Source organism: Kribbella sp. NPDC020701 (assembly GCF_055562215.1).
This window is the reverse complement of sequence record NZ_JBVHFT010000005.1, coordinates 269,476-291,117: the sequence shown is the minus strand read 5'-3', so window position 1 is coordinate 291,117 and position 21,642 is coordinate 269,476. Positions and strand designations below refer to the sequence as shown.

Genomic DNA, 21,642 nt, shown 5'->3' with positions numbered 1-21,642 from the left:
GCCCGAGGTCACAGCGGCCGCACCTAGTCCAGGGTCAGCTGTAGGCGCAGTGCGACCTGTACGTCGAGGGCGTGGTCGGGGTGGAGCCAGCCTTCACCGAGCAGCACGGTGATGCGGTCCAAACGCTGCTGGACAGTGTTCGGATGGACGTGCAGGGCATCAGCTGCACGGGTCGGGCTCTGTCCCGCGGCGAAGTACGCCCGTAGCGTCCCGATCAGATCAGTCCCGCGCTGAGCGTCGTACTCGATCACTGGGCCGAGCACATGGTCGACGTGAGCGGCAATGTCTGCGCGCGCCGCGCCGACGAGCCCTGCGAGGCCTAGGTCGTCAGGTGTTGCGGCCTGGGCGGTCCGGCCGAGTCGCAGCATGGTGGTGACCAGTCGGGCCGCTTGGCGATGCACTGCGATCAGGTCGCTCCCCCAGGCCGCTGGGCCGGTGACCGCGATCGTCACACCGGCGTGGCGGGCTACCGCGGCCAGTCCGTGGGCCACCTTCGCCGGGTCGGACGACGTGAACAGGAGCACGAGGTCCCCGGCGTACGGGCCGCTGAGGGTGAGCTTGTCTTCCAGCGGTGCGGTGAGCCTGGCCAGTACGCCGGTGTGGTCGCCGCGGCAGACCGCTACCACCAGGCGATCATGACGGCGGTTCGGTGCGACCAGCCGGAGCCGGTCGGTCAGTGTCCTCGGATCTGCGCTGCCACTCAGGACATCTGCCAGCAGGTCCGCCTGGGCGCGTTGGGTCTGCTGGGCGGCCTGACGGCGGAACAGCAGCACCAGTGCGGTGACAACGGCGGCGCGTTCGACGATGCGCTGGTCCGCGCCGGACAGGTCGTCGACGCCACCGATGACCAGTGCGCCGAGTCGCTCGCCTTTGGCGGTCGCTGCGACCACCCAGCAGTCACCGATGCGAGTCAATCGACCGGACTCGGAGTCCTGCCAGGGCACCGTCGTTCCAGGTACGCCGCCGGCGACCGCGAGCTCGTTGCCGACAGCGTCGACCAGGACGACCCACACGTCGAGGAGCTCGGCCAGTGCGGCTGCGATCGCGTCCACATCACCACCGGACAACACGATCCCGGCGAAGCGGTCATGGGCTGCAGCCGCGTGCTCGACACCGGCGTGCGCAGCGGAGAGCTGGTCGAGTGCGGCCGCTGTCTCGGCGGCTGCGCGGACTTGGACGATCGTCACGGCCGCCAGAGCTGCCAGTGAACCTAGGAGTGACACCTCCTCGCGGCTGAACGGTCGGCGGGTCCGGTTGGAAGCGAACAGCACGCCGACGAAGGCTCCGTCGACGATGAGCGGCGTACCGCAGATGGCTACCAGACCCTCCTCACCGACGGCGTGGTCGATCGATGTGGTGTGCCGGAAGCGATGGTCGGCCGGATAGTCCGCGGTCCAGTACGGCTTGTAGGTCTCCGCGACCAAACCGCCAAGTCCCGCGCCCAGCGGGAGCCTGACCTGCTGGAAGGCCGCCGACACGGACCCATCGGTAGCCCGCATGTACGTGTCGCCGCGTGCCTCGTCGTACAAGGTCAGGTAGGCGACATCCGCGCCAAGCAGGGTGCGGGCGCGATGGACGATGGTATCGAGTACGCCGCCTGGGTCCCGGGCGGAGGCGAGTTCGCGCGCCACATCGACCAGCGTGGACAGCTCGGCCTCGCGCTTCTTGCTGGCGTCGATGCCGGCCCGGATCCGCAGGGCGAGGTCGCGTGCCACCGCGTCCTCGCCCGCCGCCCGGGCCAACTCGCTCCCGGGCGCGTCCTCGGCCAGCAGCCGGAGCAGCTCCTCCATCTTGGCGATGATGCCACCTACAGAGCGGTGAGGTCCCGGCGACGGGTTTCGGAGTACGACGTCACCGCGACCACCGAGATCACTGCGCAGGCTGCGACGTACACCGAGATCGCATAGCCGGAGTCGTACGCCTTGAGCAGGGCCACCGCGATGAACGGGGCCAGACCGCCCGCGATGATCGACGCGAGCTGGTAGCCAACCGACACACCGGAGTAGCGGACCCGCGTGCCGAAGAGCTCGGTGAAGAACGCTGCCTGTGGCCCGTACATCGCGCCATGCAGCACCAGTCCGACAGTGACGGCCAGTGTGGCGAGGGCGAAGTTCTTCGTGTTCACCAGGGCGATGAAGACGAAGGCCCACACGCCGACTCCGACCGCACCGATCAGATACACCGGCTTCCGGCCGATGCGGTCCGACAGCGCACCCCACAACGGGATCGCGAAGAAGTGGATGGCCGCACCGATCAGTACGGCGTTCAGCGCGAAGGACTTGCCCATGCCAAGGTGTTCCTTCGCGTACGTCGCGATGACGATCGTGAAGATGTAGTAGCTGACGTTCTCCGCCATCCGGGCGCCCATCGCGGTCAGGATCTCCCGCGGGTAGCGCGTGATCACCTCGAGGATCGGCAGCTTGTCCACCGGCTGCTGCTTCGCCCGCGCTTCCTGGAACACCGGCGACTCCTCGATCCGCAGCCGCACCCACAGCCCCACCAGCACGAGTACGGCGGACAGCAGGAACGGAATGCGCCAGCCCCAGGAGTTGAACGCCTCGTCCGACTGGAATGCCGCCAGGGCGGCCAGTACGCCGTTCGCGATCAGCTGACCGGCGGGAGCGCCGGCCTGTGGCCAAGATGCCCAGAAGCCACGCCGTGCGGGATCACCGTGCTCGGACACGATCAGTACGGCGCCACCCCACTCACCACCGAGGGCGAAGCCCTGGATGAGTCGCAGCACGGTCAGCAGGATCGGAGCGAGCGCACCGACCTGTGCGTACGTCGGTAGCAGGCCGATGGCGAACGTGGCCACGCCCATCATCAGCAGCGACAGCACCAGCAGTTGCTTGCGCCCCAACCGGTCTCCGAAGTGGCCGAACACCACTCCGCCGATCGGACGGGCGAAGAAGCCCACTGCGAAGGTGGCGAAGCTCAGGAGCGTCCCTGTCAGCTCTTCGCCCTTCGGGAAGAAGAGATCACCGAACACGACCGACGCGGCGACGCCGTAGAGGAAGAAGTCGTACCACTCGACCGTCGTGCCGACGAGACTCGCGCCGACCACGCGGACGATCGATGTCCGGGTACGAACCGGTTCTGTTGCTGTCATGGGCGGGCTCCTGAGCTAGTGGGCGGTCCAGCCGCCGTCGAGTACGAACGAGCTCCCCGTGATGGAAGCGGACGCCGGGCCGCACAGCAGCGCGACCAGCTCCGCCACTTCGGCCGGCTCGATCAGCCGCTTCACCGCGACCGGTTCGAGCAGGACCTTGTCCAGCACCTCTGCCTCGGACAGGCCATGGGTGGCCGCCTGGTCCGCGAGCTGGGCGGTGACGAGCGGCGTACGGACGTAGGCCGGGTTCACACAGTTGCTGGTCACGCCGTGCGCCGCGCCCTCCAGGGCGACGACCTTGCTGAGTCCTTCGAGTCCGTGCTTGGCAGCGACGTACGCCGCTTTGAACGGGCTGGCCCGGAGTCCGTGCACCGAGCTGATGTTGACCACGCGGCCCCAGCCGGCGCCGTACATGTGGGGCAGCGACTGCCGGATGAGCCGGAACGGTGACTCGAGCATGAGCCGCAGGATGTAGCTGAAGCGCTCCGGCGGGAACTGCTCGACCGGTGCAACCTGCTGGACCCCGGCGTTGTTCACCAGGATGTCCACGTCCGTCGGCAGCTCGGACAGGCTGTCAAGGTTGGACAGGTCGGCCACCACCGTCTCCACACCCTCGAGCGCCTCGAGTCCGGCCGGGTCGAAGTCGACTGCGACGACATGTACGCCGTCCGCCGCGAGGCGCCGGGCACACGCGGCGCCGATGCCGGACGCAGCTCCGGTGACTAGGGCTCGACGGGTCTCCATGGGCGACGACTGTAGAAATCCCCGCCCCGGCACACTATGGGATGCGAGCACACATCCAGGCCCTGGTCAGTGGTGTTCTGCGCCACTTGTCCACAACTTCGCCTATCAAAGCAGCGCGTGATGATAGGTGGACCTATTGTTGAAACATGGTCGATATCGAACAGCCGAAGAAGAAGGCGGCCGGCGTCCCCGCGGTGCTCTCGTCGTTCAAGTTCGGTCTTCGGGAGATGGGCCCGGCGCGGACCGGCAAGGTCTTCTTGAGGATGAACCAGGACGGCGGGTTCGACTGCCCGTCCTGTGCCTGGCCGGACCCCGACCACAAGCGCAAGCACGCGGCCGAGTTCTGCGAGAACGGCGCCAAGGCGGTGGCCTGGGAGGCGACCCGCAAGCGGGTGCCGCGCGCCTTCTTCGCCGAGCACCCGGTCGAGGCGATGAACGAGATCTCCGAGTTCGAGCTCGGCAAGCTCGGCCGGATCACCGAGCCGATGCTGCTGCGGGCCGGGGCGACGCACTACGAGCCGGTCGGCTGGGAGGAGGCGTTCCAGGTCGTCGCGCGACACCTGAAGGCGCTGGTCGACCCGAACGACGCCGTCTTCTACACCTCCGGCCGGACCAGCAACGAGGCCGCGTTCCTCTACCAGCTGTTCGTCCGCGCCTACGGCACCAACAACCTGCCCGACTGCTCGAACATGTGCCACGAGTCCTCCGGTACGGCGCTGTCGCGGGTGATCGGCAGCGGCAAGGGCGCCGTCACGCTGGAGATGCTGGAAGAGGCCGAGCTGATCGTCGTCGTCGGCCAGAACCCGGGCACCAACGCACCCCGGATGCTCAGCCACCTCGAGATCGCGAAGAAGAACGGCGCCGACATCGTCTCGGTGAATCCGCTGCCCGAGCCCGGCCTGATGAACTTCAAGAACCCCCAGCGCCCGTCCGGCTGGATCGGCAAGGGTACGACGCTCGCCGACCAGCATCTGCAGATCCGGATCGGCGGCGACCAGGCGTTGTTCCTCGCCGTCGGCCACCTGCTGCTCGACGCCGAGGCGGCCAGCCCGGGGACTGTGCTGGACAAGTCCTTCATCGACGATCACACCAGCGGGTACGACCTCTACGCCAAGCACAACAGCGAGATCGACTGGGCGGCGGTCGAGCTCGCGACCGGGCTGCACCGCCGGGAGATCGAGGAGTTCACCCAGCGGTTCATCAAGTCCAAGGCGACAGTCATCTGCTGGGCGATGGGCCTGACCCAGCACCGCGAGGCCGTCGCGACGATCAGCGAGATCGTCAACGTCCTGCTCCTGCAGGGCAACATCGGCAAGCGCGGCGCCGGACCGTGCCCGGTGCGCGGCCACTCGAACGTCCAGGGCGACCGCAGCATGGGGATCTGGGAGAAGATGCCGGACGCCTTCCTGGACAAGCTGGACCACGAGTTCGCCTTCACCTCACCCCGAGAGCACGGCATCGACGCGGCCGCGACCGTGCAGCGGTTGCGGGACAACGCCGTACGCGTCTTCATCGCGATGGGTGGGAACTTCGCGTCCGCGACACCCGATACCGAGGTCGTGCATCGCGGTCTACGCGAGTGCGATCTGACCGTGCACGTGTCGACGAAGCTCAACCGCTCGCACACCATCACCGGTCGCGAGGCGCTGATCCTGCCGACACTCGGGCGGACCGACCACGACCACACGGCGGCGGGTCCGCAGTCGGTGACGGTCGAGGACTCGCAAGGTGCGGTCCATCTGTCCACCGGCAACCTGATCCCACCGGGTCCGGAGATGAAGTCGGAGATCGGCATCATCTGCGGGCTGGCGCAGGCCGTCGTACCAGACGTCGGGCAGATTCCGTGGGCTGACTTCGCCGATGACTACAGCCTGATCCGGCAGCGGATCGGGCGCGTCGCGGACGGGTACGAGAACTTCGAGGAGCGCCTGCGAGCCAACGAGGGTGGGTTCCTGCTGGCGCACGCGGCCCGGGACAAGCGTGAGTTCCGGACGTCCGACGCGCGGGCGCAGTTCACGGCGAACGACCTGACCTGGTTGCCGACGGCGCCCGGTCGGCTGCTGCTGCAGACCATGCGCAGTCACGACCAGTTCAACACCACGATCTACGGGCTCGAGGACCGCTACCGCGGCGTGCACGGGACGCGCGAGGTCGTCTTCGTGCATCCGGACGACCTGGCCGAGCTGGGATTGAAGGACGGTGGGTACGTCGACATCGTGAGCGAGTTCGCGGGCGTCGAGCGGCGTGCCTCCGGGTTCCGGCTGGTCTCCTATCCGACCGCACGCGGTTGTGTGGCGGCGTACTACCCGGAAACCAACGTGCTGATGGCCGCCGACGACGTTGCCAAGGGCAGCAACACACCGGTCGCGAAGGGCCTGACGGTCAGGCTGGAGCCAGTCGCTTCCTGAACCACGACTGGAGGATCGCCAGTGCCGCGGCCACTGCCGCACTGGTGAGCCACAGACCCTTGGGACCTGCTGCGTCGAGGAGTTGGGTGACGGTCAGTGGCGCGATCGTCGTCGCGATGCCCCAGCTGAGGCCGAAGACAGCGAGGTAGCGGCCGCGGGCGTGATCGGGCGCGAGGCCGGATGCCTGCGTCAGGTAGCGGGTTAAGAGGAACAGATCGCCGAGGCTCCACAGGACCGCGGCGAGCAGGAAGATCGCGAGGCTTTGCGCGAAGGCACTGACTACCAGGCCGACGCCGAGCATGACGTAGCCAATGCTCATCGCTCGGAAGTCGTCGAGGTGCTGGATGCGCAGTACGCGCTGGGCGAGGATCAGTGTGACCGCGGAGACGGCGAGGATGATGCCGGTGCCCGATTTCGGGAGGCCTTGCTCGAGCAGAGTGAGTGGCATGCCGATGATCAGCTGCATGTAGAGAGTGGCGAAGACAGTGCCGCCGGCAAGCAACAGCAGTAGTCGGCGGTCGCTCCAGACGGCTGTTGCGACGGTGGGCGCGACCTCACGTTCTCGTCGTACGTCGGCTGGGAGGGCGACCGCGACCAGCACGGCGCAGGCCAGGCAGGTGACCGCATCGGCGACGAAGAGCCAGCGCAGGTCCACATGGCTGATCGCCGCTGCGAGCAGGCCGGCCAGGACCCCGGCCGCGGCCAGCGCCGCGCTGTAGAGGCCGTACGCCGCCGGGCGTTGGGAAGGCTCCGTGACGTCAGCGATCATCGCCTGGCTCGGCGGCTCATAGATCTCGAAGACAAGGCCGAGCAGCAGGGTGGCGACGACTGCGGACCAGAGCACGTGGCTGAGCGCTATCCAGGTCTGGGCGATCGCGCAGCCGGTCAGGCCGAGGACGATCGTCCGGCGGCGGCCGAGGCGGTCGGCCAGGTGACCGCCGAGCAGCCGGGACGGGATCGTGGCCGCGCCGAAGAGCGCCAGGATCACGCCGGTCTGGCCGAGCGAGGCGCCGAACTCGACGGTGAGCACCACCCCGAGGAACGGCAGCGTGAACGCGCCGATCTTGTTGACCGCGCGAGCCACGACCAGGATCCACACCGCCGGGGACAACCCACGCCAGGGCGCGGTCAGGGTCGCGGCAGCACTCATGTTCGACTCCATGACTGTCTAAGTGGATATGATCGGTCACGCGAGTTCGAGCCTACGGAGAGATCTTGTGACTGGTCAAGTGTCTTTTGATAGTCATGCCCGGAACGTGCTCGCGGCCTCCGTCGAGTACGTGAACCGGCTGACGCCCGGTGCGTCCGGCGGCGCCGCGTACGCCGTACCGGACGACAAGGCGCAGGCCGTGGCCGACGCTTTGGTCGCCATCGGCTATCCGCAGCTGTCGGTCCGGCCGGAGGACGCGCGGCGGCTGGCCGTGCTCGCGGGACGGATGCGGATCGTTTTCGAGGCGGCGCACAGCGGCGACCTCGATCGGGCCGCCGACGAGGTGAACTCGCTGCTCCTGGACACCAACGCGCGACCGCAGTTGGACCGGCGCAACGACGGCTGGAGTCTGCACTTCCACGGCCCGGACGACGGACTCGTCAACGGCTGGGCCGCCGGCTGCGCGGCCGGTCTCGCCCTCGCGCTGGGCACGGGCCTGGCCGGCCGGCTGGGAGTCTGCGCAGCGCCGCACTGCGACCGCGTCTTCGTCGACATCTCCCGCAACGGCCAGCGCCGCTTCTGCTCACCCCAATGTCAAAGCCGGGTCAAAGCCGCGGCACATCGCGCTCGGCAAACCTCGTGAGTGTCGGGTTCGCCGGGTCCTGGTTGCCCACGACAACCTGTGCACGGTCCTTCGGACGAACCTGATCGACGTACAGGCGCTCGCCGGGGATGTACCTGGTGCGGTAGCGGTGCTCGGCGGCCTCGGCGGAGTCCATCCACTGCTGGTCGCGAATGGTGCCGCGGCGGAGTACTTCCTCGAAGGTGATGTCCACGTAGACGCGGAGATCCCAGTAGTCGTCGAGCTCAGGCCGTTGGAGGAATGCGCCGTCAGCCAGCAGCACGGCATCGTCTGCTGCCACCGCGACGGGCGTGTCGAGGACAGTCTTGGCGGACGAGTCCCTGATCCCGGCGGTGTACCGGCGATCGCCGTCTGGGCCGAGCGGCACCAACAGCCGGTGGCGAATGGCCTCGTTGTCCCAGGTCTCAAGGTAGTAGCTCTCCGGCGAGTCCACCGGGTACGTCGTACGCAGCTCGACGGCACGCTTGAAGTGGTCGATCTCCGCGCGGATCACCTCACGCTCGGTGCGATCACGCAGTACCTGCACGAGCTCATCCGCCAGCGTGGTCTTCCCGGCCGCCGAACACCCATCGATCGCTACCCGCACCGGGTGTGGCCGTTCCACCGCGAGCACCAACTCCGCCAACTGCACCAACGTCTCGGCCCGCTGATCCACAGCTTCTCCTTCCCAGGAGGAGCGACGCTAGCAGCCCGACCACGGGCGAGCGCCCCACCGGCGGGTGGGGCGCTCGCGTCGTACCGGAACCGTCAGCCGACCGGGGTGAGCTCGCGCTCCTCCTCCGGGGCGGGCGGCTGGATCGCGTGCTTCGGCGTACGGCGCAGCCACTTGGGAGCCCACCAGTTGGCCTCGCCGAGCAGGATCATCGCGCTAGGCAGGACGACCGCCCGGATGATGGTCGCGTCGATCAGGATGGCCACCGCCAAGCCGACACCGAGCTGCTTCATGTCCAGCGTGCTCAGCGTCGCGAAGACCGCGAACACCCCGATCATCACGGCCGCCGCGCTGGTGACCACGCCGGCCGAGCCGGTGATGCCCTCGGCCACCGCCTGCTTGGTCGGCACGCCGCGCAGCACCGCCTCGCGGATCCGGCTGACCACGAACACGTGGTAGTCCATCGACAGACCGAACAGCACCACGAAGAGGAACAGTGGCAACCAACTGACCACCGCACCGTTCGACCGGAAGCCGAGAATCCCCTCAGCCCAGGTGTTCTGGAACACCGCCGTGACGACGCCGTACGCCGCTCCGGCACTCAGCAGGTTCAGCACGATCGCGGTGAACGCGACGACCACCGACCGGAACGTCACCATCATCACGATCAGCGTCAGCAGCAGCACGAACCCGATCACCAGCGGCAGCTTGTCCCGTGTGTGCGCCGCATAGTCGACATCCGCGGCCACGAACCCACCGACGGCGTACTCGACTCCCGGCACCTTGCCGACCGTCTCCGGCATCAGTTCCTTGCGCAGCTTGGTCAGCGAGTCCCGCGCTTCCTGGCTGCCACCCTCGTACGGCGTGGCGACCTCGAGCGTCGTGACCGTGCCGTCCTTGGAGACCCGCGGCTCCTCGAGACCGTCCTGAGCGAACAGCTTGTCCTTCTCCGTGCGCTGCATCAGTTCAGCCAGAGCTGCTTTGACCGCAGGCGCCTGGTTGGCCGGAGCCCGTACGGCGACCTCGTGGCTGGTGCCCGTGCTCGGGAAGGCCGCGGTCAGCCGGTCGTACGCCTTCATCACCGACGTCGTGCGCGGCAGGTCCTCGGTGCCCGGGAACTTCAGCGTCATCCCGAGCGCCGGCGACGCGACCGCGAGCAATGCGGTGACGGAAACCAGCAGAGTGGCGACCGGGTGCTTCAGTGCGGGCTTCAGCACAGCCGGCCAGAATCGCGGCTTGCCCTTGCTCGCGGTGAGCCGCCAGACCAGCGGGATCCGCGGACGGTCCACCCAGCGGCCGAGCTTCGCCAGTACGGCGGGGAGCACGGTCAGCGAGCCGACGACGGCGACCGCGACGACCAGGATCGAGCCGACCGCGAACGACGAGAACACCGCGTCCCGGGCCAGGAACAACCCGGCCATCGAGATGATCACCGCAGTACCGGAGACGACGACCGCGTGGCCAGACGTGGCGGCGGCGATCTCGACCGCGTCGACATGACCGCGACCCTTGGCCCGTTCCTCGCGTTCACGGCGTAGGTAGAAGAGTGAATAGTCGACACCGACAGCCATACCGATCAGCAGGATCACGCTGTTCACCGCGTCGACCGCGGGGATGAGCTGGGACGCGGCTGCCGATAGGCCGATCGCGGCTGCGACGGCGGACAACGCGAGTACCAGTGGAACGGAGGCCGCGATCAGCGCGCCGAACGCGATCAAGAGGATCGCGAGCGTCACCGGCAGGCTGAACATCTCGGCGCGCTTGAAGTCCTTGCCGAGCGTCTCGTTCAGCGCCTTGTCGATCGACAGACCACCGACCTCTTCGATCCGGAGCTTCGGATACTCCTGCTGGATCTTGGCTGTGGTGTCGAGGAGCGGCTGGACCCGGTTGTCACCGTCGCCGTCCTTCAGGGTGACCCTGACGATCACCGCGTCCTTGTTCGGCGACGGCATCGGCTGAGCGACCTCCGCGACCCCACCGAGGGCGCGCATCCGCTGGATCACCACGCCGGCCGCCTGGTTGGCCGCCGCCTGGTCGAGCGTCCCGGACGGAGCCGTGATCAGCACGCTCTCCACATCCGGGTCGGCGAAGTTGCCGGACTTGACGATGTTGTCCGCCCGGGTCACCTCACCGATGTCGCCCTCGTTCTCGGACTCCTTGGTCCCGGTCACCGAGCCGATCGCGAAACACGCGATCACGACGACCACCCACATCGCGATCGCCCGCCACGGATGGGTGGCACTCCAGCGTGCCGCCCGGACGGTGATCTGTCCCCTGGCCATACGTTCCCTGCCCCTCTGCCCCGCCACCTGGCGGCGCCCCACCCAGCGCACCTGGCGTGGCGCTGGCTACGGCTCAACCCTGGCTCGCGGAGCCGGGCCGCGACCATGCAGGAAGCCACCCAGTTCACCCTGGGGCTAACCCCACCCCACCCTTTCTCGTACGCCGTACGGCGCCGGGGTGATCGGAGCTTTCGGACGTCTGGCAGCGCCCGTGAGCGGGGCTCAGAAGTCCTCGAGATCCAGCGAGGAGGCGGCGGAAATACCCTCCAGATACCCCTCGGCACGCTCGGCCTTGGGGTAGCGGTGGACCAGCGCCCAGAAGGCGGCGTTGTGGGCCGGCTCGACCAGATGGGCGAGCTCGTGGATGAGCACATAGTCGACTACCCAGCCCGGCATCGACTGCAGACGGGTGCTCAAACGGATCGATCTGTCCGCCGGAGTGCAGGATCCCCACCGTCTGTTTTGGTTCGAAACCCACCTCACAGACGCAGGTTCGGGCACTTCGGGGAGATGGCGACACGCGAGTTCGTGTGCTCTGGCCAACAATTTTTCGTCCGACACGCGGGATCTGCTGCGCTGCTTGTCCAGCCGCGCCAGCATGGTCTCGACCCAGCGCGCCTCCTCGGCGGCCGACAACCGGTCGGGCATCAGCACGACGACCCGCTCGCCGTCCCGGTACGCGCTGACGGTCCGCTTGCGCCGCTTGCTGCGACGGATGTCCACGAACGGCGGGATCGGGCCAGGGGTCGAACGCGGTGGAGAGTCGGCCATGGGTCAAAACGTACCCCCAGAATCTGACAACTTTCTTCCGTCCACATCCTGTGCATCGACGTTTTCGCAGGTCAGACGCCAGATCTTGGGTCGGCCGATCCCGGTTGTTCACACCGTGTTCCCCTGGGTGTCCACAGCGCCGCGCGGCGTGCCCCACAGGTTGCCCACAGAGTTATCCACAGGCGTGGACAACGTGGGCTTGCCACCTCCACCGCCGCCACTTAGCGTCAGGTCCAACAGGCTCCCGGACCGCCTCCGGGGCCGCTCGGAGGGGAAGCCGAGCGGTTCCGAAGGCGGATCCCCGGGAGCCTGTTCCGTGCTGCCGAGGGGTCCGGAAAAGGCTTTCCTCGGGGGATTCCAGCGGCGCGCGGGCCGGCAGGTGCGCTTGAGCGTGCGCCAGCCTGCCGTAGGGTGAATCCCGACTGGGCCGAACGGCCTACGGCAGGACGGTCTGCCGTTAGCATCCACGACGGCCGCGGGGTCGGAACCCCGAGGCTGGTATTCAGAGCAAGGAGAGGGCCCTCATGGCAGAGACCTGGAGCGGCGAGTTCTACTGCGTCAAGTGCAAGGCCAAGCGCACCGCCGACGGCGAGGTCAAGGTCAACGACAAGGGCACGCGCATGGCCAAGGCCAAGTGCCCCGAGTGCGGTACGAACCTGAACCGGATCCTCGGCAAGGCCTGACGCACCAAGTCGTAGGGGCGGTGGCCGGCACGTTGCGCGTGCCGGACGCCGCCCCTCCGTCGTCCACAACCCGCCTGCGGCGTACGCCGTACGCGACATGCCGGTGACCCGGCCGGCGGGCCACTTGGGTGACCGGACAGAATGGGAACGTGTCGGACCTTCCTCGTAAGGCGCTGAGCCGGACCGCGAAACTTGCCAGCCTGCCCCTCGGTGCCGCCGGGCGGGCGACGGTCGGCCTGGGCAAGCGCATCGGTGGCGCCCCGGCCGAGACCGTGTTCGCCGAGTTCCAGCGCCGGACCGCCGACCAGTTGTTCGCCGTCCTCGGTGAGCTCAAGGGCGGCGCGATGAAGTTCGGGCAGATGCTCAGCCTGATGGAGTCCGCGATGCCGGAGGAGCTCGCAGCGCCGTACCGGGCCACCCTGACCAAGCTGCAGGACTCCGCCCCGCCGATGCCGGCCTCGACCGTGCACACGATCCTGTCCCGCGAGCTGGGCAAGCGCTGGCGGGACCGGTTCTCCGAGTTCGACGACCTGCCGGCGGCGGCCGCGTCGATCGGCCAGGTGCACCGTGGCGTCCTCATGGACGGCCGCGAGGTCGCCGTGAAGCTGCAGTACCCGGGTGCCGCCGACGCGCTCCGCGCGGACCTGCGCCAGCTCGGCCGGTTCGCCCGGACCTTCGGGACGTTCATCCCCGGCCTCGACATCAAGCCGCTCGTCGCCGAACTGCAGGAGCGGATCGGCGAGGAGCTGGACTACGACCGCGAGTCCCAGGCCCAGCAGCAGTACGCCGACGCCTTCAAGGACCACCCGGAGTTCGTCGTCCCCCGCGTCATCAAGCACTCCCCCACGGTCATCGTGTCGGAGTGGATCGAGGGCCGGCCGCTGTCGTCGTTCATCACCGACGGCACGAAGCAGGAGCGCGACGAGATCGGGCTGAAGTACGTCCGGTTCATGTTCAGCGGACCGAAGTACGCCGGTCTGCTGCACTCGGACCCCCATCCGGGGAACTTCCGGGTGATGGCCGACGGCCGGCTCGGCGTGGTCGACTTCGGCCTGTGCGCCCGGCTGCCGGACGGCCTGCCGCCAGCGATCGGGCGGCTGCTGCGGATCTCCCTGCAAGGCGACGCCGCGGCCGTCCTGGCCGGGCTGCGCGACGAGGGCTTCATCAAGCCGCGGATGGAGATCGACCCGGACCAGCTGATGGACTACCTCGCCCCGTTCGCCGAGCCGGCCCGGGCCGAGACGTTCCAGTTCAGCCGGGCGTGGATGCGTGCCCAGGCGAACCGGACCGGTGACTTCCGCTCCCCGAGCGCGTCGATGGCGCTCAAGATCAACCTCCCGCCGTCGTACCTGCTGATCCATCGCGTGTGGATCGGCGGCATCGCCGTACTCTCGCAACTCGAGGCGGAAGCGCCGTTCCGGTCCGTCCTGGAGGAGTTCCTGCCCGGGTTCACCGACTGACTCGCTTCATCGACTGAGCGGCTTCATCTGCTGAGGGGCTTCACCGGCTGAGGGGCTTGACCGGCTGAGCGGCTTCACCGACTGAGGGGCGGCGTCGCGCGGAGGGTGATCGCGAGCAGGATCGCGATGGCGGTCAGGGCTACGGCGGTGATGCCAGCTGCGAGGTGGAAGCCGCTGGTGAACGCCTCGCGGGCCTGGGTGAGGACGTCGTCGGGGACGCCCTGGGTGATCGCCTCGCCGAGGGAGTTACCGCCGCGGCCGCCCATCTGGCTGCGGTACACCGCGGTGACCACGCTGCCCAGGATCGCGATACCCAGCGCGTAGCCGAACTCGTTGCCGGTCTGCGTCAGCGCGCCGGCGGACCCGGCCTTCTCAGGTGGGACCGAGCCGATGACCAGGTTCGTCCCGAGCGTGACCAGCGGCGCGGCACCGATGCACTCGACCGCGAACGCGATCACCAGGACGGTGGTCGATGTCGCCTGCGTCATCACGGCCATCCCGACGATCGTGAACGCGATGCCGGCCGGGATCAGCACGCCCGGCCGGATCCGCTGCGCCAGCCGCGGCGCCAACTGGAAGGCGATGGTCGACGTGATCATGCCTGGGACCAGCGCGATCCCGGCGGCCAGCGGGGTCATGCCCAGCACCAGCTGGAAGTACTGCGCGACGAACACCATGACGCCGCCGGAGAGCATCGAGTACGACATCATGCTGCCGAGCGTCACGCTGAACGTCCGCCGGGTGAACAGCCGTACGTCGACCAACGGGTCCGCCAGGCGTCGCTGACGCCGTACGAAGATCCAGCCGAACACTCCGCCGCTCAGCAGCCCACCGACGGACTGTGCGCCGGGGCCGTGCGCGGCCAGGTGCTTCAGCCCATGGATCGCGGGCAGGATCGCGGCCAGCGACAGCACGACGCTCGGTACGTCGATCCGCCCGGCCCTCTCGTTGCGGTACTCCGGCAGCAGCACCGGGCCGACCACGAGCAGCACGACCATCGCCGGTACGCCGATCAAGAACGCCGAGCCCCACCAGAAATGATTGAGCAGCACGCCGCCCACGATCGGCCCGACGGTGGCGCCGACCGTGAAGCAACCGCCCCAGACGCCCAGCGCGGTCGCCCGCTGCCGCGCATCCGGGAACAGCGTCGAGATCAGCGACAACGTGCACGGCGCGATCGCGGCCCCGGCGATCCCCAGCACCGCCCGCGCACCGATCAACATGCCGGGACTAACCGAGTACGCCGCGACGATCGAAGCCACACCGAAGACGGCGGCCGCGGTCAACAGCAGTCGACGCCGGCCGATCCGATCACCCAGGTTGCCCATCGTGATCATCAGCCCGGCGACCATGAACCCGTACACATCCAGGATCCACAACTGCTGGCTACTCGTCGCCCCAAGCGCCTCGGTCACTGCCGGCACGGCCAGCAACATCACGAACAGATCCAACGACACCAACAACGTGGCAAGGCACAAAACCCCCAGCGCAACCCACTGCCGCCGCCCGGTCCCCACGGCCCCGCCCTCAGTACCGACTGTCACGATCCGCTGTCCTTCCGCAGGAGTCCCATCACCCCTACGTCGACCGACTCCCCCCCCAATCTCGACACCACCCCCAAACCAGCCACCACGCCGCCCCGCCCGCCGACAGACCACCCCAGCCAGGCCCCCACCCGCCCACACACCACCCCAGCCAGGCCCCTACCCGCCCACACACCACCCCGCCCGCGAACCCGTCCGCCGCTAGCCCCCCAGCCGCGACGCACCTGCCGACAGCTCACACCCGCCCGCCGATCACGTCGGCCGTGCCCGCCACGCCAGGGGTTGCCCCCTCAAGTGGAGGGTTGCCCACTCAGAATCTCAGGGGGCAACCCTCCAACTCAGGGGTTAACCACTCAGTTGGAGGGTTTGCCAGCGGGCTCACCAGTAGAGGGGGTCGAGCTTTCCTTCGATGCTGCGGACGTTCTCGCGCGCGCACCGGTCGCAGTACAGGAGCTTTCGGCCGTTCTCGACCGAGGTCACCCAGGTCAGCGGCGTGTCGTCCGAGTCCGCCTGCTGTCCACACAACGCACAGGTAGCTCTTGCCATAGCAGTAGTCTGCACCGCGTGCGTTGGCTGATCCACGAAGAACAGGAAGTCTGGGCCAGCCCGTGGCTGAGCGTACGGCGCCTGGACGTCGAGCAACCCGACGGCCGCCGCGTCGACTACCACGCGGTCCGCCTGAGTGACGTGGCCGCCACGGTGGTCACCGTCGACGGGAAGGTGCTGCTGATGTGGCGGCACCGGTTCCTGACCGACACCTGGGCGTGGGAACTCCCGATGGGCATCATCGAGACCGGCGAATCCCCGATGACCGCGGCCGCCCGCGAGCTCGAGGAGGAGACCGGCTGGCGCCCCGGCCAGCTCTCCGAGCTGATCCGCTCCCAACCCGGCGCCGGAATCATGGACTCCACACACCACGTCTTCCGGGCCACGACCGCGACCCGGATCGGCGAACCGACCGAGCGCAACGAGTCCGACCGGATCGAGTGGATCCGGCTCGCCGACGTACCCGAGATGATCGCCCGCCACGAAATCCTCAGCGGCATCACCCTGCTCGGCTTACAGCAGACCCTGCTGGCGGACGCCGGACTCGCCAGGACGCGGACCCCCGCCACTACACAACCGCCACCTCCCCCTCCCGCCTAAGCGCGGCGCCTGCCGCTCGGACCCAGTTGCTGAGTGCTGGAGGTCCGGCCGCGGTCACCGCCAGGCCTGGGAGTAGGCCCGGGGCCGGCGCTGGAGCCGAGCGCCGGGGGGCTGGAGCTGGGGTCCGAGGGCTGGGGGGCTGGAGCTGGGGTCCGAGGGCTGGGGCTGGACACTGGGGGCCGGGAGCCGGGGTGGGGACCGAGGGCCGGGGAGCCGGGAGCCGGGAGCGAGGGTCGTGGGCCGGGTTTGGGGCTGGGGCCGAAGGCCCGGGACTCGCCGGGGTGCGGACCGCCAGCACTACACAACTGCCACCTGCAACTCCCGCCTGAGCGCGGCGCCGGCCGCTCGGGCCCAGTTGATGAGTGCTGGAGGTCCGGCCGTGGTCACCGCCGGGCACTGGGGTACGCCCCGGGGCCGAGGTGGGGGCCGAGGGCTGGAGTTGGAGGTTGGGGAGCCGGGGGTGGGGACCGAGGGCCGGCGGCCAGGGCCGGGGGGAGGGCCGGGAGCCGGGAGCCGGGGTCGTGGGCCGGGGCTCGGGCCTAGGGCCCGGGGCTCGCCTGGGTGCGGACCGCCAGCACTACACGACTGCCAACTGCAGCCTCCGCCTGAGCCTGGCGCCTGCCGCTCGGGGGGCAGTTAGTGAGTGCCGGACGTCCGACATGTTCACCGGCGGGGTGGGCAGAGGGCGGGGCCGGAGCCGAGCGCGGAGCGGAGAGCCGGGGCTGGAGCCGAGCGCTGAGCCGAGCGCCGGAGGCTGGGCCGGAGCCGCGGACCGGACTTGAGGCTGGGGTTGGGACGGGGCCGGAGGCTGAGGCCGAGCCGGGCTTCGGGCTGGGGCCAGGGCTCGGGGCGAGGGGTGGGACCGGGCTGGAGGCCGAGCGGAGCCGGGGCTTCGGGCTGGGGCGCGAGGCGAGGGCTGGGACGGGGGCTGGAGGCCGAGCGGAGCCGGGGCTTCGGGCTGGGGCGCGAGGCGAGGGCTGGGACGGGGGCTGGAGGCTGAGCGGAGCCGGGGCCTCGGGCTGGGGCGCGAGGCGAGGGCTGGGACGGGGGCTGGAGGCTGAGCGGAGCCGGGCTTCGGGCTAGGGCGCGGGGCGAGGGCTGGGACGGGGGCTGGGGGTGGGGATGGGTGAGGGGCGGCATCTTGGGGGATGCCGCCCCTCGGAGTTCAGCTGGTCAGGCTGGGCCTGCTGGGGTCGTCCTCCTTACGGACCACCCCGGCGGGCGGTGTGTTCTGGTTGATCAGACCAAGCGGGCGAGTGCGAGGCGCGCGCGTGCGCTGGCCCTCTCAGCTCGCCGGCTGGCCCGCTCGGCCTGCTTCTGCGCCTTCTCGATCTTGTGAGCGAGGCGGAAGCGCCGGTTCTGCTCTGCGTCGTGCAGCGAAGAACGACAATGAGCACGGGCGAGATCTTCGTGAAGTAGATGCATCTCAGTTCTCCTGTGCGTCTGGTTGCTCATGGTTCGGAGTCTCGATTCGGATTGGATTCGTCAGGCCGCGGTTACGGTGTCGCTCTTGCGCGGACGCCCACGGGGCCGCTTGCGCGGAACCACCACACCCTGGACGAACAGCTCGCCACCCCACACTCCCCACGGCTCGGAACGCTCGAGCGCTCCGGCCAGGCACTCGGCCTTCAGCGGGCAGGTCGTGCAGAGAGACTTTGCGTACTCGACGTCCGCCGGCGATTCGGCGAAGAAGAGTTCTGGCGCGTAGGACCGACAGGGCAGGTCCTGCGACGTTGCCACCTCGGTGAAGACATCGAGGAAGCTAACGCTCATTCCGGTCACCTCCCAGTGACTTTTGGTTGCTGATCTCTTGTCGTCGGTGACTGCCGCCGGTTGACGGCTGCCAAATTCAGGGACAAACAAAAGGGCCGCGGGACCCTTTTCGGGTTCCGCGGCCTTGGAGGTGCCGGCTCTGACGTCTTGTCAGACCGGTGGACTCCATGCTCGAGAACCCGAACCGCCGTACTTCACATCGCCGACAGCTCCGCCCAGGACCTGGGCAAAGGTGGAAGCCATGAGCACAACGGTCGCGACGTGCAGGCGCGGCGAGGCACCCTGAATCGGGGCGCACGGCAGCGCGGCAGTGTCGCTGAACGGCTTCTTGACCGTGTTGGTGATCATTCCAGGGCACCTCCTCTCGTTGTGGCGAAGCGGGCGGTTAGCTCGATCGCTATGGTGGTTTGAAGTTTTCGGCCAGGCTTCGACCGCAGAAAGAACAGTACGCCGCCGGAGTCGGAGCCCGCAAACTATTTATCGCCAGTTTGCGAACTTGGCCGGAAGTTGCCGCCCCGGCGACCGGATCTGGCTGCCGCGACAGGATTCCGGCACGCTCCGGGACGTCAACCGCACGCTCCGAGATCGTTGCCTCTGTCACCTAAATGCCACGTCTGCCAGGAGCAGAACACGGCACGTCCTCCAGAGTGCGCCGCCAACCCCGTGCCTGGCAAGAGATTTCTTCGTACGCCGGGGTTGCTGCCCGATCGGGCACACGCGGGGATGCCGCTGCCGCAGCCAACGCTTGAACCTGCAGGTAGCTCGCACCCGGGACTTTGCAGGTTGCCGATCGGCTGACCGTCGGCGGCCAAGCAAAAGTCCCGGGTGCGAGCGGTTGGAGGTGAGGGCCGCGCCTCTGTGGCCGGTGATCGGCGGGTGGGCGGTGGTGAGGTGAGCGGGCCCAAGCGGCCGGTGGGACCGAGGGCCGCGCTGGTATGGCCGGGGCGAGGGGTGGGGCCGGGCTGAGGTGGGCGGGGCCGAAGCTGGCCGTTGGAGGAGGCCGCGGGTGGGCGGTGCCCGGCTGAGGTGGGCGGGGCCAGGTGGCGGTGGGAGTGGAGGCCGCGGGCGGTCGCGCTTGGCAAGCTTGGGGGGGTTAGCGGGTGCAGAGGTTGAGGATGGGCTGGCCGTACTTGGTTAGTTTGGTGTGGCCTATGCCGGGGATTCGGCGGAGGGACTGTTCGTCGGTGGGGCGGGTTTCGGCGATGGCGGTGAGGGTGGCGTCGGTGAGGATGACGAAGGCGGGCATGCGTTCGGCCTCGGCCTGTTCGGTGCGCCAGGCGATCAGGGCGTCGTACAGCTTCTGGTCGATTGTGGAGGGGCAGTCCTCGCAGCGGCCGAGTTTGCGGGCGCCGGGGTCGAGGAGGCCACGGCCGCAGACCCGGCACTTGGGGATCGGGCGGCCGGACCGGCTGGACCGAGCCTCGGGGGACGGCCGCTCCCAGCCGACGGATGACGAGTTCCACTCGGTGCGCGCCGTACGCACACCGATCGGGTCCAGGAAGCGGGTCGGCCCGCGCTGACCGCGGCCGCCGGGTGAGCGTGACGTCGACCAACTGACGAAGAGCTGCTGCTTCGCCCGGGTCACGCCGACATAGAACAGCCGCCGCTCCTCCTCCACCTGCGCCGGCGTCTGGGCGTAGCTGATCGGCAGTGTCCCCTCGTGCGCGCCCACGATGAACACGCAGTCCCACTCCAGCCCCTTGGCCGCGTGCAGCGTCGCCAGCGTCACCCCTTCGGCGAGCGGTGCGTGCTGAATCGACGCACGCCGGTCCAACTCCGCCATCAGGTCGCCCAGCCGAGCAGAAGGATTGGCCGCAGCGAAGTCGGACGTCATCGTCACCAGTGCGCCCAGCGACTCCCACCGATCCCGCACCGCGCCCTTCCCAGTCGGCGGCTCCGGCGTCCACCCGGCCCCGGCCAGGACCCCGGTCACCACCTCGACCAGGTCGCCCGACACGTCGCCGGCCTTCGCCTGACCGCGCAGCAGTACGGCGGCCTGCCGGATCTCGGCCCGCTCGAAGAACCGCTCGGCCCCCTTCAGCACCGTCGGGATCTTCCGCTCGGCCAGCGCCTGCTCGAAGTTCTCCGACTGTGCATTGGTCCGGAACAGTACGGCGATGTCCCGCAGCGCCACGCCCTCGTCGCGAAGCCGCACAACCGCCCGCGCCACCGCGTCGGCCTCCGCGACCTCGTCTGAGTACTCGCGGTACACCGGCGACGGACCGGCCTCCCGCTGCGACCGCAATGTCACGCGACCCGGCAGGCCCGATGGACCGGCCGCGTCCAGGATCTTGTTCGCGACGTCGACGATCTGCGGGGTCGACCGGTAGTCCCGTACCAGCTTGATCACCGTCGCGGACGGATGCCGGGACGCGAAGCGCACCAGGTTCTGCGGCTCGGCGCCGGCCCAGGAGTAGATGGTCTGCGCCGGGTCCCCCACCACACACACGTCCTCGCGACCACCGAGCCACAGGTCGAGCAGACTCTGCTGCAGCGGCGAAACGTCCTGGTACTCGTCCACGACGAAGGTCCGGTACTGCCTCCGGATCTCGGCGGCCACCCGCTCGTCCTCCGCGAGCAGCGCGACCGCGCAGAGCAGCACATCCTCCAGATCGATCCGCCCGCGCTCCAGCTTCACGTCCTCGTATGCCGCGAAGATCCGGGCGATCGTGGCCGGGTCGAAGGCCGCCAGGGTCCGGCCCGTGCGCGGCGCCACCCGCGCGTAGTCGTCCGGCCGCACGTTGCTCACCTTGGCCCACTCGACCTCGCCGGCCAGGTCGCGCAGCGCGGGCGTGTCCACCCGGACCCGGCAGCGCGACGCTGCCTCGGTCAGCAGGGGGAACTTGCGATCCGCGATCTGCGGCAGCTCCCCGCCGTACACCTTGGGCCAGAAGAACCGGGCCTGCCGTAGCGCGGCCGAGTGGAAGGTCCGCGCCTGCACGCCCTCGACACCGAGCTGTGCGAGCCGCCCGCGCATCTCGCCGGCGGCGCGCTGGGTGAACGTCACGGCCAGCACGCGGAGCGGGTCGAAGGTCCCGGTCCGGACGCCGTACGCGATCCGGTGGGTGATGGCCCGCGTCTTCCCCGTCCCCGCGCCGGCCATCACCACGACCGGTCCGTGCAGGGTCGTCGCGACTGCCCGCTGCTCAGGGTCGAGCGCCTCGAGCAGGGCGTCCGCGGAAGCGGAGTGTGTGAGATCGCTCACGGACGGGGACATCAGGGAACAGCACCACCTGCGGCAAGGTTCGGATATGTCGAAGGCAACCCTAGACGGGTC

The 21,642-nt window shown here is 69.0% G+C and carries 18 protein-coding genes; 5 read left to right on the top strand and 13 right to left on the bottom strand.

Features of this window, described 5'->3' with window-relative positions; translation table 11 throughout:
• Positions 1 to 23: 23 nt before the first annotated feature.
• From ACZ3HV_RS14455 to ACZ3HV_RS14445, 3 genes are read right to left on the bottom strand one after another with little or no spacing between them, the layout of a single operon-like run.
• Positions 24 to 1,790 carry a helix-turn-helix domain-containing protein gene (locus tag ACZ3HV_RS14455; protein ID WP_465684366.1) on the bottom strand — a complete coding sequence of 589 codons (1,767 nt, stop codon included), beginning with the start codon at positions 1,788 to 1,790 and terminating at the stop codon, positions 24 to 26.
• A gap of 17 nt (positions 1,791 to 1,807) precedes the next feature.
• The gene (locus ACZ3HV_RS14450; protein ID WP_465684364.1) at positions 1,808 to 3,109 is read right to left on the bottom strand and encodes an MFS transporter; all 1,302 of its coding nucleotides are present in this window, start codon (positions 3,107 to 3,109) and stop codon (positions 1,808 to 1,810) included.
• Positions 3,110 to 3,124: 15 nt separating this feature from the next.
• Positions 3,125 to 3,853: a 3-hydroxybutyrate dehydrogenase gene (locus tag ACZ3HV_RS14445; RefSeq protein ID WP_465684363.1), complete on the bottom strand. Its 729-nt coding sequence runs from the start codon at positions 3,851 to 3,853 to the stop codon at positions 3,125 to 3,127.
• Positions 3,854 to 3,999: 146 nt separating this feature from the next.
• On the opposite strand from ACZ3HV_RS14445, the gene ACZ3HV_RS14440 reads away from it, so the two are divergent.
• A complete protein-coding gene (locus ACZ3HV_RS14440; RefSeq protein WP_465684361.1) occupies positions 4,000 to 6,261 on the top strand; it encodes an FdhF/YdeP family oxidoreductase in 2,262 nt (753 codons plus the stop codon).
• Here the strand turns inward: ACZ3HV_RS14440 and ACZ3HV_RS14435 are convergent.
• Complete coding sequence (locus ACZ3HV_RS14435) at positions 6,236 to 7,411, bottom strand: MFS transporter (protein WP_465684358.1); 1,176 nt, start codon at positions 7,409 to 7,411, stop codon at positions 6,236 to 6,238. The two genes, ACZ3HV_RS14440 and ACZ3HV_RS14435, sit on opposite strands and share 26 nt — an antisense overlap.
• Positions 7,412 to 7,478: 67 nt before the next feature.
• Here ACZ3HV_RS14435 and ACZ3HV_RS14430 point away from each other — a divergent pair, with 67 nt between their 5' ends.
• Positions 7,479 to 8,054 carry a CGNR zinc finger domain-containing protein gene (locus ACZ3HV_RS14430; protein WP_465684356.1) on the top strand — a complete coding sequence of 192 codons (576 nt, stop codon included), beginning with the start codon at positions 7,479 to 7,481 and terminating at the stop codon, positions 8,052 to 8,054.
• On the opposite strand, the gene ACZ3HV_RS14425 is transcribed toward ACZ3HV_RS14430, so the two are convergent.
• The 3 genes from ACZ3HV_RS14425 to ACZ3HV_RS14415 all read right to left on the bottom strand — a co-directional run bounded on the left by ACZ3HV_RS14425 (position 8,017) and on the right by ACZ3HV_RS14415 (position 11,759).
• A complete protein-coding gene (locus tag ACZ3HV_RS14425) occupies positions 8,017 to 8,709 on the bottom strand; it encodes a nucleoside/nucleotide kinase family protein (RefSeq protein ID WP_465684354.1) in 693 nt (230 codons plus the stop codon). The genes ACZ3HV_RS14430 and ACZ3HV_RS14425 overlap by 38 nt on opposite strands.
• A gap of 92 nt (positions 8,710 to 8,801) precedes the next feature.
• Positions 8,802 to 10,988, bottom strand: a complete 2,187-nt coding sequence (locus tag ACZ3HV_RS14420; RefSeq protein WP_465684352.1) for an MMPL family transporter — start codon at positions 10,986 to 10,988, stop codon at positions 8,802 to 8,804.
• Positions 10,989 to 11,210: 222 nt separating this feature from the next.
• Positions 11,211 to 11,759 carry a YgjP-like metallopeptidase domain-containing protein gene (locus ACZ3HV_RS14415; RefSeq protein WP_465684350.1) on the bottom strand — a complete coding sequence of 183 codons (549 nt, stop codon included), beginning with the start codon at positions 11,757 to 11,759 and terminating at the stop codon, positions 11,211 to 11,213.
• Between the two features lie 524 nt (positions 11,760 to 12,283).
• On the opposite strand from ACZ3HV_RS14415, the gene ACZ3HV_RS14410 reads away from it, so the two are divergent.
• Both ACZ3HV_RS14410 and ACZ3HV_RS14405 read left to right on the top strand, forming a co-directional pair.
• Positions 12,284 to 12,442 (top strand): DUF5679 domain-containing protein, encoded by a 159-nt coding sequence (locus ACZ3HV_RS14410; RefSeq protein WP_012922897.1) that lies wholly within the window; start codon positions 12,284 to 12,286, stop codon positions 12,440 to 12,442.
• Between the two features lie 149 nt (positions 12,443 to 12,591).
• Complete coding sequence (locus ACZ3HV_RS14405) at positions 12,592 to 13,902, top strand: ABC1 kinase family protein (protein ID WP_465684348.1); 1,311 nt, start codon at positions 12,592 to 12,594, stop codon at positions 13,900 to 13,902.
• Positions 13,903 to 13,976: 74 nt separating this feature from the next.
• Here ACZ3HV_RS14405 and ACZ3HV_RS14400 read toward each other — a convergent pair whose 3' ends face one another.
• Positions 13,977 to 15,446 carry an MFS transporter gene (locus ACZ3HV_RS14400; protein ID WP_465684346.1) on the bottom strand — a complete coding sequence of 490 codons (1,470 nt, stop codon included), beginning with the start codon at positions 15,444 to 15,446 and terminating at the stop codon, positions 13,977 to 13,979.
• Positions 15,447 to 15,824: 378 nt separating this feature from the next.
• Complete coding sequence (locus ACZ3HV_RS14395) at positions 15,825 to 15,992, bottom strand: hypothetical protein (RefSeq protein WP_465684344.1); 168 nt, start codon at positions 15,990 to 15,992, stop codon at positions 15,825 to 15,827.
• Positions 15,993 to 16,010: 18 nt separating this feature from the next.
• Here ACZ3HV_RS14395 and ACZ3HV_RS14390 point away from each other — a divergent pair, with 18 nt between their 5' ends.
• Positions 16,011 to 16,592, top strand: coding sequence for an NUDIX hydrolase (locus tag ACZ3HV_RS14390; RefSeq protein WP_465684342.1), 582 nt, complete (start codon positions 16,011 to 16,013; stop codon positions 16,590 to 16,592).
• Positions 16,593 to 17,831: 1,239 nt separating this feature from the next.
• On the opposite strand, the gene ACZ3HV_RS14385 is transcribed toward ACZ3HV_RS14390, so the two are convergent.
• The 4 genes from ACZ3HV_RS14385 to ACZ3HV_RS14370 all read right to left on the bottom strand — a co-directional run bounded on the left by ACZ3HV_RS14385 (position 17,832) and on the right by ACZ3HV_RS14370 (position 21,582).
• Positions 17,832 to 18,047, bottom strand: coding sequence for a hypothetical protein (locus tag ACZ3HV_RS14385; protein WP_465684340.1), 216 nt, complete (start codon positions 18,045 to 18,047; stop codon positions 17,832 to 17,834).
• A gap of 30 nt (positions 18,048 to 18,077) precedes the next feature.
• Positions 18,078 to 18,365, bottom strand: coding sequence for a WhiB family transcriptional regulator (locus ACZ3HV_RS14380; RefSeq protein WP_131285495.1), 288 nt, complete (start codon positions 18,363 to 18,365; stop codon positions 18,078 to 18,080).
• A gap of 150 nt (positions 18,366 to 18,515) precedes the next feature.
• Complete coding sequence (locus ACZ3HV_RS14375) at positions 18,516 to 18,713, bottom strand: hypothetical protein (RefSeq protein WP_465684338.1); 198 nt, start codon at positions 18,711 to 18,713, stop codon at positions 18,516 to 18,518.
• Positions 18,714 to 19,458: 745 nt separating this feature from the next.
• Positions 19,459 to 21,582 (bottom strand): ATP-dependent DNA helicase UvrD2, encoded by a 2,124-nt coding sequence (locus ACZ3HV_RS14370; RefSeq protein WP_465684336.1) that lies wholly within the window; start codon positions 21,580 to 21,582, stop codon positions 19,459 to 19,461.
• Positions 21,583 to 21,642 lie beyond the last annotated feature (60 nt).

Coding starts and splice junctions, on each gene's coding strand:
- ACZ3HV_RS14455 (WP_465684366.1), bottom strand. CDS start 1,790: ATGGAGGAGCTGCTCCGGCTGCTGGCCGAGGACGCGCCCGGGAGCGAG.
- ACZ3HV_RS14450 (WP_465684364.1), bottom strand. CDS start 3,109: ATGACAGCAACAGAACCGGTTCGTACCCGGACATCGATCGTCCGCGTG.
- ACZ3HV_RS14445 (WP_465684363.1), bottom strand. CDS start 3,853: ATGGAGACCCGTCGAGCCCTAGTCACCGGAGCTGCGTCCGGCATCGGC.
- ACZ3HV_RS14440 (WP_465684361.1), top strand. CDS start 4,000: ATGGTCGATATCGAACAGCCGAAGAAGAAGGCGGCCGGCGTCCCCGCG.
- ACZ3HV_RS14435 (WP_465684358.1), bottom strand. CDS start 7,411: ATGAGTGCTGCCGCGACCCTGACCGCGCCCTGGCGTGGGTTGTCCCCG.
- ACZ3HV_RS14420 (WP_465684352.1), bottom strand. CDS start 10,988: ATGGCCAGGGGACAGATCACCGTCCGGGCGGCACGCTGGAGTGCCACC.
- ACZ3HV_RS14415 (WP_465684350.1), bottom strand. CDS start 11,759: ATGGCCGACTCTCCACCGCGTTCGACCCCTGGCCCGATCCCGCCGTTC.
- ACZ3HV_RS14410 (WP_012922897.1), top strand. CDS start 12,284: ATGGCAGAGACCTGGAGCGGCGAGTTCTACTGCGTCAAGTGCAAGGCC.
- ACZ3HV_RS14395 (WP_465684344.1), bottom strand. CDS start 15,992: ATGGCAAGAGCTACCTGTGCGTTGTGTGGACAGCAGGCGGACTCGGAC.
- ACZ3HV_RS14385 (WP_465684340.1), bottom strand. CDS start 18,047: ATGAGCAACCAGACGCACAGGAGAACTGAGATGCATCTACTTCACGAA.
- ACZ3HV_RS14380 (WP_131285495.1), bottom strand. CDS start 18,365: ATGAGCGTTAGCTTCCTCGATGTCTTCACCGAGGTGGCAACGTCGCAG.
- ACZ3HV_RS14375 (WP_465684338.1), bottom strand. CDS start 18,713: ATGATCACCAACACGGTCAAGAAGCCGTTCAGCGACACTGCCGCGCTG.
- ACZ3HV_RS14370 (WP_465684336.1), bottom strand. CDS start 21,582: ATGTCCCCGTCCGTGAGCGATCTCACACACTCCGCTTCCGCGGACGCC.